This window comes from Salinisphaera sp. SPP-AMP-43 (assembly GCF_049568105.1).
GTDB lineage: Bacteria > Pseudomonadota > Gammaproteobacteria > Nevskiales > Salinisphaeraceae > Salinisphaera.
Window position 1 is genome coordinate 3,855,507 of record NZ_CP145335.1, and the last position, 16,789, is coordinate 3,872,295.

General features: G+C 64.7%; 16 protein-coding genes. 6 read left to right on the forward strand and 10 right to left on the reverse strand.

The genetic code is table 11. The annotated features are described in order from the left end of the window. Positions 1-36 precede the first annotated feature (36 nt). Positions 37-357, reverse strand: a complete 321-nt coding sequence (locus tag V5738_RS16670; protein ID WP_423821932.1) for a hypothetical protein — start codon at positions 355-357, stop codon at positions 37-39. Between the two features lie 87 nt (positions 358-444). On the opposite strand from V5738_RS16670, the gene V5738_RS16675 reads away from it, so the two are divergent. Together V5738_RS16675 and V5738_RS16680 are read left to right on the forward strand one after the other, a co-directional pair. Further along, positions 445-768, forward strand: a complete 324-nt coding sequence (locus V5738_RS16675; protein ID WP_423821933.1) for a DUF2007 domain-containing protein — start codon at positions 445-447, stop codon at positions 766-768. Positions 769-778: 10 nt separating this feature from the next. Then, positions 779-1,225, forward strand: coding sequence for a tRNA (cytidine(34)-2'-O)-methyltransferase (locus V5738_RS16680; protein WP_423821934.1), 447 nt, complete (start codon positions 779-781; stop codon positions 1,223-1,225). Between the two features lie 460 nt (positions 1,226-1,685). Here V5738_RS16680 and V5738_RS16685 read toward each other — a convergent pair whose 3' ends face one another. The 5 genes from V5738_RS16685 to V5738_RS16705 form a co-directional block, all read right to left on the reverse strand. Next, positions 1,686-2,342 carry an HAD family hydrolase gene (locus V5738_RS16685; RefSeq protein WP_423821935.1) on the reverse strand — a complete coding sequence of 219 codons (657 nt, stop codon included), beginning with the start codon at positions 2,340-2,342 and terminating at the stop codon, positions 1,686-1,688. A 1-nt stretch (position 2,343) separates the two neighbouring features. Then, the gene (locus V5738_RS16690) at positions 2,344-2,964 is read right to left on the reverse strand and encodes a CDP-alcohol phosphatidyltransferase family protein (RefSeq protein ID WP_423821936.1); all 621 of its coding nucleotides are present in this window, start codon (positions 2,962-2,964) and stop codon (positions 2,344-2,346) included. Between the two features lie 134 nt (positions 2,965-3,098). Then, positions 3,099-4,112, reverse strand: a complete 1,014-nt coding sequence (locus V5738_RS16695) for an NAD(P)H-dependent glycerol-3-phosphate dehydrogenase (RefSeq protein ID WP_423821937.1) — start codon at positions 4,110-4,112, stop codon at positions 3,099-3,101. Positions 4,113-4,130: 18 nt separating this feature from the next. After that, entirely contained in the window at positions 4,131-4,619 is a 489-nt protein-coding gene (secB, locus tag V5738_RS16700; RefSeq protein ID WP_423821938.1) for a protein-export chaperone SecB, read from the reverse strand. A 39-nt stretch (positions 4,620-4,658) separates the two neighbouring features. Then, positions 4,659-5,084 (reverse strand): rhodanese-like domain-containing protein, encoded by a 426-nt coding sequence (locus V5738_RS16705; RefSeq protein WP_423821939.1) that lies wholly within the window; start codon positions 5,082-5,084, stop codon positions 4,659-4,661. Positions 5,085-5,279: 195 nt separating this feature from the next. On the opposite strand from V5738_RS16705, the gene V5738_RS16710 reads away from it, so the two are divergent. Then, positions 5,280-6,437, forward strand: coding sequence for a murein hydrolase activator EnvC family protein (locus V5738_RS16710; RefSeq protein ID WP_423821940.1), 1,158 nt, complete (start codon positions 5,280-5,282; stop codon positions 6,435-6,437). Between the two features lie 78 nt (positions 6,438-6,515). Next, positions 6,516-8,111, forward strand: coding sequence for a S41 family peptidase (locus V5738_RS16715; protein WP_423821941.1), 1,596 nt, complete (start codon positions 6,516-6,518; stop codon positions 8,109-8,111). 64 nt (positions 8,112-8,175) lie between these two features. Here the strand turns inward: V5738_RS16715 and V5738_RS16720 are convergent, their stop codons facing one another. Genes V5738_RS16720 through ubiE form a run of 4 tightly spaced genes read right to left on the reverse strand, consistent with a single transcriptional unit; the run spans position 8,176 to position 11,754 of the window. Then, positions 8,176-8,673 carry a GNAT family N-acetyltransferase gene (locus V5738_RS16720; RefSeq protein WP_423821942.1) on the reverse strand — a complete coding sequence of 166 codons (498 nt, stop codon included), beginning with the start codon at positions 8,671-8,673 and terminating at the stop codon, positions 8,176-8,178. A 50-nt stretch (positions 8,674-8,723) separates the two neighbouring features. Beyond that, positions 8,724-10,358, reverse strand: coding sequence for a ubiquinone biosynthesis regulatory protein kinase UbiB (ubiB, locus tag V5738_RS16725; RefSeq protein WP_423821943.1), 1,635 nt, complete (start codon positions 10,356-10,358; stop codon positions 8,724-8,726). Beyond that, the gene (locus V5738_RS16730; protein ID WP_423821944.1) at positions 10,358-10,984 is read right to left on the reverse strand and encodes a ubiquinone biosynthesis accessory factor UbiJ; all 627 of its coding nucleotides are present in this window, start codon (positions 10,982-10,984) and stop codon (positions 10,358-10,360) included. Before V5738_RS16730 ends, ubiB begins: the two co-directional genes overlap by 1 nt. Then, positions 10,981-11,754: a bifunctional demethylmenaquinone methyltransferase/2-methoxy-6-polyprenyl-1,4-benzoquinol methylase UbiE gene (gene ubiE / locus V5738_RS16735; protein ID WP_423821945.1), complete on the reverse strand. Its 774-nt coding sequence runs from the start codon at positions 11,752-11,754 to the stop codon at positions 10,981-10,983. The genes V5738_RS16730 and ubiE overlap by 4 nt, the downstream gene beginning before the upstream one ends. A gap of 729 nt (positions 11,755-12,483) precedes the next feature. On the opposite strand from ubiE, the gene V5738_RS16740 reads away from it, so the two are divergent. Both V5738_RS16740 and V5738_RS16745 read left to right on the forward strand, forming a co-directional pair. After that, positions 12,484-13,686 carry an efflux RND transporter periplasmic adaptor subunit gene (locus V5738_RS16740; protein WP_423821946.1) on the forward strand — a complete coding sequence of 401 codons (1,203 nt, stop codon included), beginning with the start codon at positions 12,484-12,486 and terminating at the stop codon, positions 13,684-13,686. Further along, positions 13,686-16,787: an efflux RND transporter permease subunit gene (locus tag V5738_RS16745; RefSeq protein WP_423821947.1), complete on the forward strand. Its 3,102-nt coding sequence runs from the start codon at positions 13,686-13,688 to the stop codon at positions 16,785-16,787. Before V5738_RS16740 ends, V5738_RS16745 begins: the two co-directional genes overlap by 1 nt. The last annotated feature ends 2 nt before the right edge of the window (positions 16,788-16,789 follow it).

Here is a 16,789-nt window from a genome sequence, read left to right on the forward strand (position 1 = left end):
TTTCAACCGCGGGTCGCCAATTCACACCAGCCGCGGCTAGTCTTCGCCCGGGGCCTGGGCATCGAAATTGCCCAGCGGCCGGGTGAAGGTATACTTGGCCGGCTCGGCCACCAGCCGTTCGCCGGCCTTATCGGCGTTGTGGCCCAGCAGGGAGAACGGCAGCGACACAATGAACAGCCCTGTGCCCGCCACGGTCGCCACCAGGCTGACCGGCCGGACCACGGCCGCATCGAAGGTCATCGCGGCCGCCGAAGGGCTTGCCATCTCGTCGTCGCCGGCCAGCGCTGGCGTGGCTGCGAACAAGGACAGGACGATGCCCAACACGATCCACGCGCGCCGATTCAGGAGTTTGCCCATGTTGCGATCCCCGCACTACTGCTGGTCTGCGAGACTAGCAAAGCGGCCCGGCAAGTCAATCGGTCGGCGCCTGCCTGCGCCTCTGGCATGAAGGCTCGACAGGTCTATCTGGCGGCCGATCCGGTCAACGCCGAGATCGTCAAAGACATGCTCGTCGATCGCGGCATTGCCGCCCATGTGCGCAGCCAGCACCTCTGGGGTGGCATGGGCGAGCTGCCGGCCAATGTCTACCCAGAAGTCTGGGTGGATACGGCCACCGATTTCGAACACGCCCGCCAGCTGGTGGCGGCCTTCGAACAGGGCACGTTGGAAACCGGCTGCGACTGGATCTGCCCCGGCTGCGGCGAGGCCCTGGGCGGCCAGTTCAACGCCTGCTGGTCCTGCCAGCACCCACGCCCGGCTGATCGCTAATCGACTGCCTATGCATCTAGTTCTCTATCAACCCGAAATCCCGCCCAATACGGGCAACGTGATCCGCCTGGCGGCCAATATCGGCGCGGCTCTGCATCTGATCCATCCGCTCGGATTTTCGATCGACGACAAGCATCTGCGCCGCGCCGGGCTGGATTATCGCGAACGCGCGGTGATCCACGAATGGCCGAATTTCGACGCCTGGCAGGCCGCGCACGCACACTGTCGCGTGCTGGCAGCCACCAAGCGCGGCGATGTGCGCTACGACACGCTGGCCTATCGCGCCGACGATGCGCTGCTGTTCGGCTGCGAAACCCGTGGCCTGCCGCCCGAGCGGGTGGCCGCAGCCGATGCCGCGATCTACTTGCCGATGCGGCCGGACAATCGCAGCCTGAATCTGTCCAATAGCGTCGCGGTCGTCGCCTACGAGGCCTGGCGCCAGCTCGGCTTCGCCTGATTCACGGCCTGCCCGGACAACAGCCTTGCTGGGCCGAGTCCGTATCGAGCAAGCCTGCCTTATCGCATGCGTTGCCGGCACAATCTCCGTAAAGCCTGGACGGCAGCGGCGCGGTTTCGACAAGCCGGGCCGGCGGCCCGGGCGTAGCCCGACCTCGGTTGCCGTATCGCGGCCGGGCTCTAGGGCGTGTTGGGGTGTCGCGCGAGTCTGCGCCTAGCGCTGTTTACCGAGCTGTTGGGCTACAAGCCGAGGCGCCGCGAGTGCGGCGTCGTAGCGCGACGTCAGTGAGCGGCACAGCTACATTGCCGCCAAACAGCCCTTGGCCCGAAGGGTTGGGCCGCAAATCGCGTCGGGCCGTGTTACAAGCCTTAATCGTGGCACGCCCAGAACCGGCGGCTCGCGTCTGCCCAACCACGATTTGGGGCGGCAACGCAGCGCTGGGGCGAAACATCAACACGCCCTAAGCCTTGATCCGCGGCTCCAGTACTTCCCAGCCCGCCCCTTCGGCCTCGACACTCAGGCGCCGATCGGGAGCCACCGCGACGGCTTCACCGACGACCCGAAACAGATAGGCATCGTTGATCGAATCGCCAAAGGCTACGGCCTCGGCCAGCGGCAAGCCGGCGGTTTCGGCCAGCGTCTCGGCAGCATCGACCTTGGTCGGCCCGTAGGGATGGCGGCGCGGCGGCGCAGCCGTGAAATAACCGCCCTGGGTACTACAGGAGGCACCGATGCAGTGCTTAACGCCCAGCGCATCGCCCAGCGCATCGGCCAAAAACTGCGGCGTGCCCGACAACAGCACCACCACGTCGCCGGCCGCCTGATGGGCTTTGAGCCGCTCGACCGCCGGTGCATGCAGTGTCTCGGACAGCACATCGGCCACGAAGCGCCGCGCCAGATCGACGATATGGCCGTAGTCGTGGCCGCTCAGATAGGCCTTGTTCTTCTGCATCACATGCCGGCCGAAGCGCGGCAGATAACGCAGCACGAACCAGGCAAACGCCAGCAGCTGCCGCGGCCCCAGCGCGCGCATGCGCCATAGATAGCGCGCAAAACGGGCCTCGGACGAGGCCCCGGGGATCAACGTCCCGTCGATATCGAAGATTACCAGACGCATGTCACCCTCTTTGCGCCACTGTATTCGGCCGGGCGTTAACACAGAACTCCACGATCACCGGCAGGCCACGCGCGACACAGATCGCCGCCGACAGCCAGGCCAAGCCCAGGCCGATCCCGGCCATCCAGCCGCCATAGTGGGCCCAAAAGGCCGGCGCCAGCTCGGGAAACGGCTGCCAGAGCAAAATCCACGAGAACGTGGTGGCCTTGAGCACGGCATAGAAGCCGCGCATGAATCGCCCGGCCACCAGGAACCGGCCGAGCGGCGACTGCATCATATCGAAGGCCGCCGTACCACTGGCAGCACCGCGGCTGCGGATCGCATCTACCAGATTGCCACGGATAATGAACAACAGCGGCACCCAGACGCCGATGAAGCCCAAATGCGCGAGCACGACCCACAACACGATCTCGACGATGCGATCGATAGCAATATCGAAGGTCGCCCCGAACAAGGTTTCTTGATTGAAACGTCGGGCCACCCAGCCATCGACGCCGTCCAGCGCGATGATCAGGATCGTTAACGGCGCATTGACCAGCTGCAGCGTCGGCGCGCCGGAATAAACCACCGCCAACAACACGAACAGCAGTAGAAAGCGTGCAAAAGTAACCCAGTTCGCCATATCCCGTCTCAAAGGCTGTGCTACGGCAGTGCGTTGCGCAATCGATGTCTTGCTATACTCGACGCTAAGCCCCGCAAGCGCCTTTCACGCTCTCATTCAGCGTTATTCTACATGAGGCCGTGCCGGCCAGCGTGTCATTCGGCTTCGGATCGCGACGGCCGCTCGGCCAGCTCTCGCACGGCCGTCTGGGGCGATACGCCTTCGTGCAGGACACGATACACCTGAGCCACGATCGGCATATCGATGCCGTGTTGGCGTGCCATGCGGTCGACCTCACGGGCCACTCTTACGCCTTCGACCACCTGACCGATACGGGCCTCGGCGCCGGCGACGTCGTCGCCGGCTGCCAGGGCCAGGCCCATACGCCGATTGCGCGACTGATCGTCGCTGCAGGTCAAAAGCAGATCGCCGAGCCCCGCCATGCCGGTCAGCGTCTCGCGCGAGCCGCCCAGGGCCACGCCCAGGCGCATCATCTCCGACAGGCCGCGGGTGATCAGCAGCGCCCGGGCATTGGCACCATAGCCGAGACCGTCCGAAATCCCGACCGCGATCGCCAGTACGTTCTTGACCGCGCCGCCAACGCCAACCCCGATCACATCCGAAGAGGTATAGACCCGAAACACACCGTCGTGGAAGGCATGCGCCATGTCGTTGGCGAAAGCGGCATCGGCCGAGGCGATAGTCACCGCGGTCGGCAGGCCACGCCCGACCTCACCGGCAAAGCTCGGACCCGACAAGACCCCGGTCGCGCGTGCCTCACCAAGCACTTCGGCAGCCACCTCATGCGGCAGCAGCGCAGTATCCGGCTCCAGCCCCTTGGTCGCCCAGAGTACGCGCTGCTGCGGCGCCAGATGGGCAGCCACCGCTTCGAGACAGCGTCGCAGCGCATGGCTGGGCACGACCACGAGCACATCGTCGGCGCCGTTGAGGGCCGCGGCTAAGTCGGCGACCGGCTCAAGCGTGCTGGGGAACTCGGCCTCCGGCAGATAGCGCGCGTTGACGCGCTCGGTGGCCATACGCCGAATCGCCTCCGGGTCGCGCCCCCACAGGCGCACGGCATGTCCGCGTCGGGCGAGCTGGAGCGCCAGCGCGGTGCCCCAGGACCCGGCGCCGATCACGGCCAGACATTGTGGCTTGGATTGCGCCACGGCTGACTCGAGCGCCGTCTAGTGGGTGGCCTGACCGGCGTCGGTCGCGGCCGCGCCGTCGTTGGCCCGATGCTGGGCATAGAGCAGGTCGAAATTGACCGGCTGCAGCAAGAAGTGCGGGAAGCCTGCGCGCTGGACCATGTCGCCGACCGACTCGCGGATATACGGAAACAGCACCGACGGGCAATAGGCGCCGAGCACGTGGTCGCGCTCGCCTTCGTCGGCAAAACCTTCGATCTGGAATACGCCGGCCTGCTGGACCTCGACGATATAGGCGGTGCGCTCGCCCTGCTTGGCGGTCACCGTGACGGTCAGGACCACCTGATGGGTTTCGTCGGACAACGTTTGAATCTGGGTATTCAGATCGACATTGACTTCGGGATTGTACTGTTCGGTGAACACCCGCGGGCCGTCGGGCACCTCGATCGAAGCATCCCGAATATAGATTTTCTGCAGTCCGACCTGGCGCTGGGGCTGCTCGTTGTCGTTGCCATTGTCTTCAGCCATGATCCCTCCTGATGTTGGCGTGACGGCGCTGGCCGCCGATTACTTGCTGGTTACCGGCAGCCCGTCGGCCTGCCAGCTGTTGATCCCGCCCTTGAGCGCATACACCCGGCTATAGCCCTTGGCGCGCAGCTTGGACGCTGCCTGAGGCGCGGAATTGCCGGCCCCGCAATAGACGATGATCGGCTTGTTGGTGTCCTTGGTGATTTCCTTGGCGCGATCATCGATGCCGGCCAGCGGCACGTGCTTGGCATTGAGAATATGGTTTTTCTTGTAGTCCGACGACGAACGCGTATCGACCACCACCGCGTCGTCGCTGTTCATCAGCCGCACGGCCTCGGAAGACGAAATCGGGGCATTGCCCGAGGCGCCGCGCCAGACCTCGTTGGCGATGAGGGCAATCACGATCACGCCCAATGCGCCCCAAAGGAAAGGATGATGGGCGATGAATTCCAGCAGCTGATCCATATTGATGTGCCGAGTCTTTATGAATGCAGGCCCGCATCACGCGGCCCACGGCTCTACGCCTCGTTGAAGATTGCCCGGGCTCCGGGCGCCGGCCGGGGATTATTGCACACACCGAGCACGCCTGACCCGCGGCGCGAACAACTCGGCCGTGGTTCGTCTGCCACCGCGGCCCCCGGCTTGCCTTACAATCGCGGCATGCGGTTGACCCACGTGCTCGGCGCCGGCCTGCTTGCGCTGTCTATTTTTGTTCCTGCGTTTGGCGCGGCCGACGATGCCTCGCGCTCGGCCGATGCGCGCAAGCAACTCTCGGCTCTGCGCGAGCGAATCACTGAAGTGCGCAAACGGATCGCCGCCGACTCGAGCCAGCGCAGCGATCTGTCGGATGCCCTGGCCAAGGCCCAGGCCCGGATCAGCAACACCCGCAAACGGCTGGATTCGCTGGACGACGATATCGATACGCATAAACAGCGTATCGACCGCCTGAAACAACAACGCGATGCCGAGCGCGAGCATTTGTCTGGCGAATTAGAGACCCTGCAGGCCCAGGTCCGCTCGGCCTACGAAACCGGGCGCATGAGCCGCATGCGGCTGCTGTTATCGGGCGCCCCGCCCGAACGCATCGGGCGCATGCTCAATTATTATCGGTATTTCTCGGATGCCCAGAGCGAGCAAGTCGCGCATCTGAAAACTGCATTGGCCCGTCTGGCCTCCAAGCAGCAGTCGTTGGAAAACGAGCGCGCCCAGCTGGCCGACCAGCGCGCGGCCCGTAGCGAAACCCTGGACTCGCTACAGGCGACCCAGAAGAAACAAAAAGCCACTCTGGCTGCACTCGACCAGCAGTTGTCCTCGCATCGGTCTTCGCTGTCGGATATGCGCGACCAGGAAAACCAGCTGAAAAAACTGCTCAACTCGGTCCAGACCCAGCTTTCGGATCTACCGCCGGTGCCGTCCGGGGTCCCGTTCTACAAGCTCAAGGGACGTATGCATCCGCCGGTTTCCGGCAAGGTGTTGGCCGGCTATGGCCAAACCAAAAACGGTGGCCCGCTGCGCTGGCAGGGTGAATGGCTGGCTGCCGCGCAGGGCACGCCCGTGCATACTGTGGCCGGCGGCCGCGTGGTCTATGTCGGCTACATGAAAGGCTACGGACTGATCGTGATCGTCGACCACGGCCACGGCTACTATTCGCTGTACGGCCATGCCGCAGCCAGCTACGTGGACGTCGGCGATGCGGTGTCGACCGGCCAGGCGATCGCAACCGCCGGCCATAGTGGCGGCCATAGCGACAACGGCATCTATTTCGAGATCCGGCACGGCCAGGATCCGGTCAACCCTGCCCCTTGGCTGGCCGGCTAGGACCGCGCTTTATGCTATCGTCGATCCCCGTTCGAGCGGGGTAATCGACCCCGATACCGACCAGACCTGGAACGAGACATGGACTCCAAACTGCGCGGCACGTGCTATATCGTGCTCGGCATACTCGTCGGCTCCGTACTTACCCTCGGAGAAAATGGTTTCGCCGACAGCGCGCCAGGCCAGTCCGAGGGCAATACGCCGCCCCAGTCCGCGGGCGATAACAGCGCCAAGGGCAACAAGCTGCCGGTCGAGGAACTGCGCAAGTTCGTAGCGATCATGAACCAGGTCAAGCAGGGCTATGTCGAGGATGTCTCCGATCAGACGCTGCTCGACAACGCCATGCACGGCATGATCGAAGGCCTGGACCCCCATTCGGCTTATCTCGACCCCGACGAGTTCAAGCAGTTGTCGATCTCGACCTCTGGCAAGTTCGGCGGCCTCGGGGTCAAGGTGCAGATGGAAAACGGCTATCTGCAGGTGGTCTCGCCGATCGACGATACCCCGGCCTCCAAGGCTGGCATCCAACCGGGCGACATGATCATTCGGATCGACGATCAGCCGGTCAAGGGCATGTCGATGAGCGATGCGGTCAAGGCCATGCGCGGCAAGCCCGGCAGCAAGATCGCGCTGACCCTGCTGCGCGACGGCCACGACAAACCGATCCACCTGCAGCTGACCCGGGCCAATATCCAGGTCGAAAGCGTGAAATCGCGCATGCTCGCCCCGGGCTATGGCTATATCCGAATCAGCCAGTTCACGGCCGAAACCGCCAAGGGCATGAACAAAGCCCTGAGCGCCCTCAAGGACAAAGCCGACGGCTCGCTCCAGGGCATCGTGCTCGACCTGCGCAACAACCCTGGCGGCGTGCTCGAAGCCGCGGTCGATGTCTCGGACGACTTTGTCCACGATGGCACGATCGTTTCGATCCGCGGCCGGGCCGCCGATACCGACCATGTATTCAAGGCCACCCAGGGTGACAAGCTGGATGGCGCCCCGATCGTGGTACTGGTCAACCAGGGCACAGCCTCCGCGGCCGAAATCGTCTCCGGCGCCCTGCAGGACGACCATCGCGCGGTGATCATGGGCGCTGAGACCTTCGGCAAGGGCTCGGTCCAGACTGTGTTGCCGCTCAACGACGGCTCGGCACTCAAGCTCACCACCGCCCGCTACTACACGCCCAGCGGGCGCTCGATTCAGGCCGAAGGCATCACCCCGGACATCAAGCTGGCACCGGTCAAGATCACCTCGACCCAGGCCAGCGGCGGCTTCGGCTATACCGAAGCCGACCTGCCCGGGGCGCTCAAGAACACCGGCGCCGAAACCGGGGCCGGCCCGGCGGCCAACGATGATAGTGCCGACACCGCCCCGGACGCCGCTGCCTCGGATAGCAGCGCGAGCGATCAGGACGCCAGCGACAACCAGCCCAAGGACAAGGCCGATCAGTCCGACACAGCCACCGAGGCCAAGCCAGAACAGACACCGCTGGCCGAGCAGGACTACGGCGTCTACGAGGCCCTGAATCTGCTCAAGGGGCTGAACACGCTGGATCGCGGCACGCCCTCGAAATCGCAACCTTCGCCCTCAAAGGCTGACCCGGCCGACGTTCAGGTCAACGACAAGGCCGGCCAGCCGCCCCAGGACGCACCGAAGGAGCCGGCTGCCGACGGCGCCTAACCATAGCGCCTGACAGCTCGCGTCTACGCAGGCCGGCAGGTGCAGCGGCCCGGCGCCTGCCGGGTCAGCCCGGAGCCGGCCAGTCGAGCCACCAGTATTCGTCGGTGCAGCGCTCAATGCCGAACCCGGCCCGACGATAGAAATCCAGCACCCCGGGGTTGGTGCGCAACACCTTGAGATGTACGCCGCCCCCGGCCTCACGAGCGCGCTGCTGCAACCAGGCCAGTACCCGGGCACCGATACGCCGGCCGCGGGCCTCGACAGCGATCACGATATTGACCAAATGCAGTACGTCGGCCCGCGGCCAGACCTGGACGAAACCGACTTCGATAGCCTCAGCGCGCACGACAAAGGTCGGGATCATGCCCATCAGCCGCTGAAAATCCGCTCGGCGCGCAGCCTCGTCCCAGCCCTGCAGGTCGTCGATCGGGCGCCGCAGCGCCTCGCGATACCAGGCGAACAAGGGCTCGTAGTCCGCGGTCTCGGCCGCGCGCAACGACAATTCGGCGTCGATTCGGCCGGCCGAGACGGCCGGCATAGCTTGGCGCGGTGCGGACTGCATGGCCGGGGCCGGTCGATTCAGCCACCAGCGGATCCGGCGACTGCCGTTTTTCAAGCAGCCGTTGCTGTCACGCGCCAGGCCTTGACCCAGCTCGCGGTACCGGCCAGCCCGGTGATGACGGCCATCCAGACCGGCAGCGCCGGATACGCTAGCTCGGCAGCCGAGACCACCACCAGGCCAGTGCCGACCATGGTCCAACGCATCGCCCGGCGTGCAGTACGCAGTTCACGGGTGATCTGCGACAGCGCGCCTTCCAGCTGATGGGCACCCGGCGCTTCCCCGGCCTCGGCACGACGAAACACGGTCGCCACCAGATCCGGTAGCCCATCGATGATCTGCGGCATCTGTTTTTGCAGACGCTGGGCCGCGATCTTGGGATCGGCGCGGCGCCGCATCCAGTCTTCGAGGATCGGCTTGGCGGTCGCCCACAGATCGAGCTGCGGATACAGATCGCGGCCCAGGCCTTCGACGTTGAGCACGGTCTTTTGCAGCAGCACCAGCTGTGGCTGGACGGTATAGCGATAGCGGCGTGCAATTCGGAACAGCCGCACCAAAAACAAGCCGAAGGAAATCTCGGCCAGCGGCTTGTTCATGATCGGCTCGGAGACGGTGCGGATCGCGCTTTCGAAATCCTCGATGCTGGTATCGGCCGGCATCCAGCCGGATTCGACGTGCAGCTCGGCGATACGCCGATAATCCTGATTGAAAAACGCCAGGAAATTCTCAGCCAGATAGCGCTGATCCTGGGTGGTCAGGGAGCCGACGATGCCGAAATCCAAGCCCACATAGCGCGGCCGATCGGCATGCGTGGTCTGCACCAGGATATTGCCGGGATGCATATCGGCATGGAAGAAATTATCGCGAAAGACCTGCTTGAAAAAGATCTCCACGCCGCGCTCGGCCAGCACCTTGAAATCGACCCCAGCGGCTTCGAGCGTCGCCGTATCGTCGATCGGTACGCCCTCCATGCGCTCCATGACCAGCACTGTTTCAGTGCTGTAGTCGAAATAGATGGTCGGATGCACGATTAGATCCGAACCGGCCCAGTTGCGCCCGAGCTGGCTGGCGTTGGCGCCTTCGCGCATCAGGTTGAGTTCGTCGTGGATGATCCGATCGTATTCGGACACGATCTCGACCGGCCGCAGACGCTCGGCCTCGGGATGGAAGCGGGCCGCCAGCTTGGCAAAGCGATACAGCACGGCGATATCGCGGGCCACCCGCTCGTGGACATCCGGGCGCAGCACCTTGATCACCACGGCCGCGCCGCGTTGTTCGCCCTCGCCAGGGTGCAGCCGCGCAGCATGCACCTGGGCGATCGAGGCTGCCGCCATCGGCTGTTCATCGAACTCGGCGAAGAAACGCTCCAGTTCGTGGCCATAGGCGGCCTCGATCAAAGAACGTGCTTCAGCGCCTTCGAACGGCGGCACTTCGTCCTGGAGCTTGGCCAGTTCCTCGGCCATGCCTTCCGGCAGCAGGTCGCGCCGGGTGGACAAGGTCTGGCCGAACTTGATGAATACCGGGCCCAGCGATTCCAGCGCCAGGCGCAGGCGCACCGCCACCGGTTCGTCAAAATCGCGGGGGGCCCCGACCAGCCAGCGCGGGGCGTTGTCGCCCAACAGCTCGCCAAGGCCGTAGCGGCGGATCGTGCGGGTGATTTCGAGCAGGCGTCGACTGCGTTCAAACATCAGCGCGACCGCTCGGCGCGTTTGACCCGGGCGGCCGCACGCTCGACTTCATCACGGAAACGCTCGACTTCGGTGGCCAGCTTTTCGTGTTCCCACTGGCCAACCACATCGCCGGTCTCCTCGCGCAGATATTCCGCAGTCTGGGCCGGCAGCTCGCGGCGCAGCCGATCGAACAGGCCGAAGGCCTGCTTGGCGCCCCGCTCGATAAGGTGTCCGGCCACCGGGCCGAAGCGGGCATCCAGCAAATCGCCGAGGTCGAAATCCACACCCGAGAACAGGTCCGCGAATTGTTGGGCGATGCCGATATCACCCTCGATACGCAGCCCCGAGCCGGTAATTCCCGAGCGCCCCCCAGAAAAGAACACCCGGGCAAAGGCCGTGGAGCGACCGGTCAGACGCACGTCGGGCTCGTCTTCCGGCAGACCGGTAATCTGCATGCCGTGGCGCTCGGCAATGAACGTCACCGCGACGCCGAGATCGGAAAAACAAACCGTCAGCGAGGCCCCGGCCAGCTCGGCAGCCCGGGCCAGCGCGGCCGGATCGGCGCCGATATAACGATTCAGCGCGATTTCGGCTGCGCCGAGCGCCGGCCGCGGCAGGCTATGAAAGGATCCGGCCGGACTCATGGCGCATAACCGCGATGGACGGCGACGATGCCGCCAGTGAGATTGTGATAGCCACAGCGCACGAAGCCGGCGTCGGCCATCATCGACTTGAGGGTATCCTGATCCGGGTGCATACGGATCGACTCGGCCAGATAGCGATAGGCCGGCTCGTCCTTGGCGATATTGCGTCCCAGCCAGGGCAGCACCGAAAACGAATACACGTCGTAGATACGCCCCAGCCCCGGCAATGCCGGCTTGGAGAATTCCAGCACGATAGTTCGCCCGCCGGGCCGGGTTACCCGTGCCATTTCCGCCAGAGCCGCCGGCTTGTCGGTCACGTTGCGCAGGCCGAAGGCGATGGTCACGCAGTCGAAGCTGTCGTCGGCGAACGGCAGTTTCTCGGCGTTGGCCAGGCAGTAGTCGACGTTGGATACCAGCCCGCGATCGATCATCCGGTCGCGACCGTTGGACAGCATCGCGTGGTTGATGTCCGACATCAGGATCCGCCCGGAGGCGCCTACCCGCGGCGCGAAACCGGCCGCCAGATCGCCGGTGCCACTGGCCAGATCTAGCACCTTCTCGCCCGGGCGCACGGCCGCGAGCTGGATCGTGAACTGCTTCCAGGCCCGATGCACGCCCATCGACATGAGATCGTTCATCAGGTCGTAGTTGTCGGCGACCGAGTCGAAGACCGCGCCCACGCGTTTGGCCTTGGCCTCGCGCGGCACGCGTTCGTAGCCGAAATCGATGGTATCGGGGTTGTCGCCCGGGGGTTGGCGTGAGTCGACCATGGCAGGCGTTTCGGTTGTGCGTGGCCGCAAGCTTAACGCACTAGGGTCTGTTGATGTGCCGATCGAGCGCTGCGTTATGGTTCGCAAGTCGCACGAGACAAGGCGCAGGCCACCGATCGTGGTGTGTCACGATCCCGACGAGCAATGCTGCATCGCGCTCTGGCTGTTGGCGTTATCAGGCTGCTCGACCGCCTTCCTGCGTTGCCGCCGGCGGGGCCAGGAGGGCCGATCGCCCAACAGCTTTTGCCCCGGATTCGCAGGCCCGGTCACAGCCCCGGCACGGCCCAAGTGTCATATGCGCCCTTGTTATTGGCGCACACGCCGCCCGGAGCACGACTGCCGAGCCGCCAACGAGTCCGGTCCATCTCGGCCCATGGCGCGCTGCCCGCGCCGCTGTGCGCAACGAGATCGGCCGTATCGTCACCGACGCCGTGCTTGAACAAGCGCGCTCCCACCCATGCAGTCGGGCACCTAACGCCCGACACACAGACTCGGCGATCGCGTGTCCCAGGCCATGGCATGGACATGAGCCCGTTCGCCGTAGCCCTTGACCCGCCCATCGGCAGCGTCATGCCCGCGACCGGCTGGGTAGGGTAGACTCGCGGACTATAAAGTCGCGGCCTAGATAATCGCCGCGCACGATCGGACAACGGCGTATCCCGGGTGGCGCGAATCGTGCATGCGCCGCGCGGCGTTCGTGCGCCGACCTCAGAGGGGATCATTCACGTCATGTCGCTCGCCTATCGGCCAGGGCTGCTGGCCATCGTCGCGATGGTGCTGCTGCTTGCCGGCTGCTCGGAGTCCGAGACCACGCCCGAGCGTGCACCAGCCTCGGTTAGTGTCTACCAGGTGTCCTCGCAGCCCTATACCGTGACCGAGACCCTACCCGGCCGGACCCGGGCGTATATGACTTCTGATGTCCGGCCCCAGGTCGATGGCATCATCCAGAAACGGCTATTTACCGAAGGCGCCCACGTGGCGGCCGGAGACGCGCTCTATCGAATCGATGCGTCCCGTTACCAAGCCGCCGTGGCCCAGGCCAAGGCCCAGCTGCAGCAGGCCCAGGCTGCGGTGAAGTCGGCCGAACCGCTGGCCCGTCGCTATCAACACCTGGCCGACATCGATGCCATCAGTAAGCAGGATCGTGACAACGCGGTGGCCGATCTGGCCCAGGACCGGGCCGACGTGGCCAATGCCAAAGCCAATCTGCAGACCGCACAGATCAATCTCGGTTATACGCAGATCAAGGCACCGATTTCAGGACGCATCGGCGCCTCGGCAGTCACCCCGGGGGCGCTGGTCACCGCCAATCAGAGCGATGCCCTGACCACGATCAATCAGCTGGACCCGATCTATGTCGATATCCAGCAGTCGGTAAGCCAGTATCTGACCCTCAAGCACGCCGTGGCCACCGGCGAGCTGGACACCGATAGCGACAACGCCGCGCCAGTCACGGTCACTCCCGAGGGCGGCCATGCCACCCTGACCGGCAAGCTAGAATTCTCTAGCGTGACCGTAGAGTCGGACACCGGCACGGTCATGCTGCGGGCGATCGTGCCCAACCCCGAACACACCCTGCTGCCTGGCATGTACGTGCGCGCCCGGCTGACCCAGGGCATCGACGTCAAATCGATTCTGGTACCCCAGCAGGCCGTGCAACGCGATGCCTCGGGCGAGCCGACCGCGCTGCTGGTCGACACCGACGACAAGGTCACACGGCACAAGCTCAAGATCGCCTCGGCGACCGACGACAACCGCTGGCGCGTGACCTCGGGGCTATCAGTCGGTGACCGGGTGATCGTCGAAGGCACCGACAAGGTCAGCGTCGGCGACCGGGTTGATGCCGTGGCCGTGACTCTGGACGCCAACGGCGACGTACGGGAAGTTAAACACCGCCACACCCAGCCCGCCGATCAGACCACGGCCTCCTAGTGTCGCGTTTTTTCATCGACCGCCCGATTTTCGCGACGGTGCTGGCAATCATCGTCAGCCTCGCCGGGGCGTTGGCGATCTTCACCCTGCCACTGGAGCAGTACCCGGAGATCGCCCCGCCGACCATCTCGATCTCGGCGACCTATACCGGTGCCAACGCCGAGACCACCCAGAACTCGGTGACCCAGATCATCGAACAGTCCATGACCGGGCTCGACCACCTGCTGTATATCCAGTCGAGCTCGGATTCCTCGGGATCTTCGCGGGTACGCCTGACATTTGCCTCGGGTACCGATCCCGATATCGCCCAGGTTCAGGTCCAGAACGAGCTGCAGTCGGCGATTCCGCGGCTGCCGGCTTCGGTACAGCAGCAGGGCGTACGCACCTATCAATCCGGCGGCAACTATTTCCTGGTATTCGCCCTATCGTCGAACGATGGGTCGATGGACGAAGCCGATATCGGCGACTACATCGCCAGCACCCTCACCGATCCGTTGTCGCGGGTCTCCGGCATCAGCCAGGCGCGCAATTTCGGCGCCGAGTATGCGCTGCGGATCTGGCTCGATCCGCATAAGCTCAATCAATACAAGCTGATGCCCAGCGACATCCGCGATGCGCTGGAAGCCCAGAACGCCGATGTCTCGGCCGGCCAGCTCGGCGGTCTGCCCCAGGCCAAGGGCCAGCAGTTCAACGCCACGATCAAAGCCCGCAGCCGCCTGACCTCGGCCGAGCAGTTCAAAGACATCATCGTGAAGTCGACTGCAGACGGCTCGGTGGTGCATTTATCGGATGTCGCCCGGGTCGAGATCGGCTCGGACGAATACTCGGAAATCGCACGCTTCAACGGCCGGCCTGCGGCCGGGCTGGGTCTAGAACTGGCGGCCGGCGCCAACGCCATGGACACTGCCGAGAACGTCAAGAAACGACTCGACGAGCTGTCCGAGTTCTTCCCCCCGGGGCTGGAAGCCCATGCCGCCTTCGATACCACGCCGTTCGTGCGGGCCTCGATCGAGGAAGTCGTCAAGACCCTGCTCGAGGCCGTGGTCTTGGTCGTGGCGATCATGTTCCTGTTTCTGCAAAGCCTGCGCGCGACGCTGGTGCCGGCCCTGGCAGTCCCGGTGGTGCTTCTGGGCACCTTCGGCGTGCTGGCGGTGCTGGGCTATTCGATCAACACCCTGACCATGTTCGCCCTGGTGCTGGCCATCGGCCTGTTGGTCGACGATGCCATCGTCGTGGTCGAAAACGTCGAGCGGGTGATGGAAGAACAGCAACTCTCCCCGCGTGAGGCCACGATCCAGTCTATGGGCGAAATCCAGGGCGCGCTGGTCGGCATTGCCCTGGTGCTGTCGGCGGTATTCGTGCCGATGGCTTTCTTTCCCGGCTCGACCGGGGTGATCTATCGCCAGTTCGCGGTCACCATCGCTTCCGCCATGGTGTTATCAGTCGGCGTGGCGCTGATCCTCACGCCCGCGCTGTGCGCGAGCCTGCTCAAGCCGCCCGAGCAGCGTCGATCGCCCGGGCGTTTTTTCCGCGCCTTCAACCGCGGCGTCACAGCGACCGGCACGCTGTCGCAGCGCCTGGCCCAACGCCTGATCCGGGCCCGGGCGCTGGTGGTGCTGGCGTTTGCCGGCATCGTGCTCTTGGTGGGCTGGCTGTTCGCCCATTTACCGAGTTCGTTTTTGCCGAACGAAGACCAGGGCGTGCTTATGGTCTCGATCCAGCTGCCGCCGGGCGCAGCCACCAATCGCACGGTTGATGCGATCGACCGCGTGACCGACTATTTCAAGGGCCGACCGAACGTGAAGTCGATCTTCGCGATCGCCGGCAGCGGCACCCAGAACAGCGGGCGCGCATTCGTGCATTTGGTCGACTGGGGCGAGCGCACCGGGACCAATCCTTCCTCGGAGGCGATCGCCGCCCGGGCTACTGCGGCGCTATCCAAGGTCCGCGATGCCCGTATTTATGTGCTCTCGCCCCCGGCCTTACGCAATCTGGGCGACTCGTCCGGCTTCGAACTCGAACTCGAGGATATCGGCGGACGAGGCCGCGAAGCCCTGAGCGCGGCCCGCGAACAGTTTTTGCGGCTCGCGCGGGCCGACGACAAGCTCGCCCAGATGCGCGCCGACACCACCAATCCGAACGCCGAGTTCGCGATCGATATCGACGACGCCAAGGCACGCGCCCATGGCGTCTCGATCGCCAACATCAACAGTACGCTCTCGACGGCCTTCGGTGGTTCCTACGTCGACGACTTCATCTATCAGGGTCGGGTCAAACGGGTCTACGTCGAGGGCGATACGCCCTATCGCATGCAGCCGGCGGACGTCGGCAACTGGTATGTCCGCAACAGCTCGGACGACATGGTGCCGTTTTCGGCGTTTTCGAGCGCGCATTGGACCACCGGTCTGCCCGAGCTGGAGCGCTATAACGGCGTGCCGGCCTACGAGATCTCCGGTCAGCCGGCCCCGGGGGTGAGCTCCTCGGACGCCATGGCCGAAGTCAAGAAACTGGTCGACGAGCTGCCCGAAGGTATCGGCTATGAATGGTCGGGCATTTCCTTCCAGCAGCAACAGGCCGGCAACCAGGCACCGCTGTTGTATGCGGTGTCGATCGGCTTCGTGTTTCTGTGCCTGGCGGCCCTGTACGAAAGCTGGTCGATCCCGGTGGCGGTGATGCTGGTGGTGCCGCTCGGCGTGCTCGGCGCGCTGGCCGCGATCTTCATGCGCGGCATGCCAGTCGATGTGTATTTCCAGGTCGGCCTTTTGACCACCATCGGGCTGTCGGCTAAGAACGCGATCTTGATCGTCGAATATGCCCATCAGCTCGAACGCGCTGGAGAATCGCTGGTCGATGCGGCTCTGCATGCGGTGCGGCTGCGGCTACGCCCGATCCTGATGACCTCCCTGGCTTTCGGTATGGGCGTCTTCCCATTGATGATCTCGACCGGGGCCGGCGCCGGGGCGCGCAACTCGGTCGGCACCGGCGTATTCGGCGGCATGGTGGCTGCCACCGTGCTCGCGATCTTCTTCGTGCCGGTGTTTTTCGTCCTGTCGCGGGCCGGCTGGCGGCGGCTGAGTGCGGACGGACGGGCCATTCGATGAGT

Coding starts and splice junctions, on each gene's coding strand:
- V5738_RS16670 (WP_423821932.1), bottom strand. CDS start 357: ATGGGCAAACTCCTGAATCGGCGCGCGTGGATCGTGTTGGGCATCGTC.
- V5738_RS16675 (WP_423821933.1), top strand. CDS start 445: ATGAAGGCTCGACAGGTCTATCTGGCGGCCGATCCGGTCAACGCCGAG.
- V5738_RS16680 (WP_423821934.1), top strand. CDS start 779: ATGCATCTAGTTCTCTATCAACCCGAAATCCCGCCCAATACGGGCAAC.
- V5738_RS16685 (WP_423821935.1), bottom strand. CDS start 2,342: ATGCGTCTGGTAATCTTCGATATCGACGGGACGTTGATCCCCGGGGCC.
- V5738_RS16690 (WP_423821936.1), bottom strand. CDS start 2,964: ATGGCGAACTGGGTTACTTTTGCACGCTTTCTACTGCTGTTCGTGTTG.
- secB (WP_423821938.1), bottom strand. CDS start 4,619: ATGGCTGAAGACAATGGCAACGACAACGAGCAGCCCCAGCGCCAGGTC.
- V5738_RS16705 (WP_423821939.1), bottom strand. CDS start 5,084: ATGGATCAGCTGCTGGAATTCATCGCCCATCATCCTTTCCTTTGGGGC.
- V5738_RS16710 (WP_423821940.1), top strand. CDS start 5,280: ATGCGGTTGACCCACGTGCTCGGCGCCGGCCTGCTTGCGCTGTCTATT.
- V5738_RS16715 (WP_423821941.1), top strand. CDS start 6,516: ATGGACTCCAAACTGCGCGGCACGTGCTATATCGTGCTCGGCATACTC.
- V5738_RS16720 (WP_423821942.1), bottom strand. CDS start 8,673: ATGCAGTCCGCACCGCGCCAAGCTATGCCGGCCGTCTCGGCCGGCCGA.
- ubiB (WP_423821943.1), bottom strand. CDS start 10,358: ATGTTTGAACGCAGTCGACGCCTGCTCGAAATCACCCGCACGATCCGC.
- V5738_RS16730 (WP_423821944.1), bottom strand. CDS start 10,984: ATGAGTCCGGCCGGATCCTTTCATAGCCTGCCGCGGCCGGCGCTCGGC.
- ubiE (WP_423821945.1), bottom strand. CDS start 11,754: ATGGTCGACTCACGCCAACCCCCGGGCGACAACCCCGATACCATCGAT.
- V5738_RS16740 (WP_423821946.1), top strand. CDS start 12,484: ATGTCGCTCGCCTATCGGCCAGGGCTGCTGGCCATCGTCGCGATGGTG.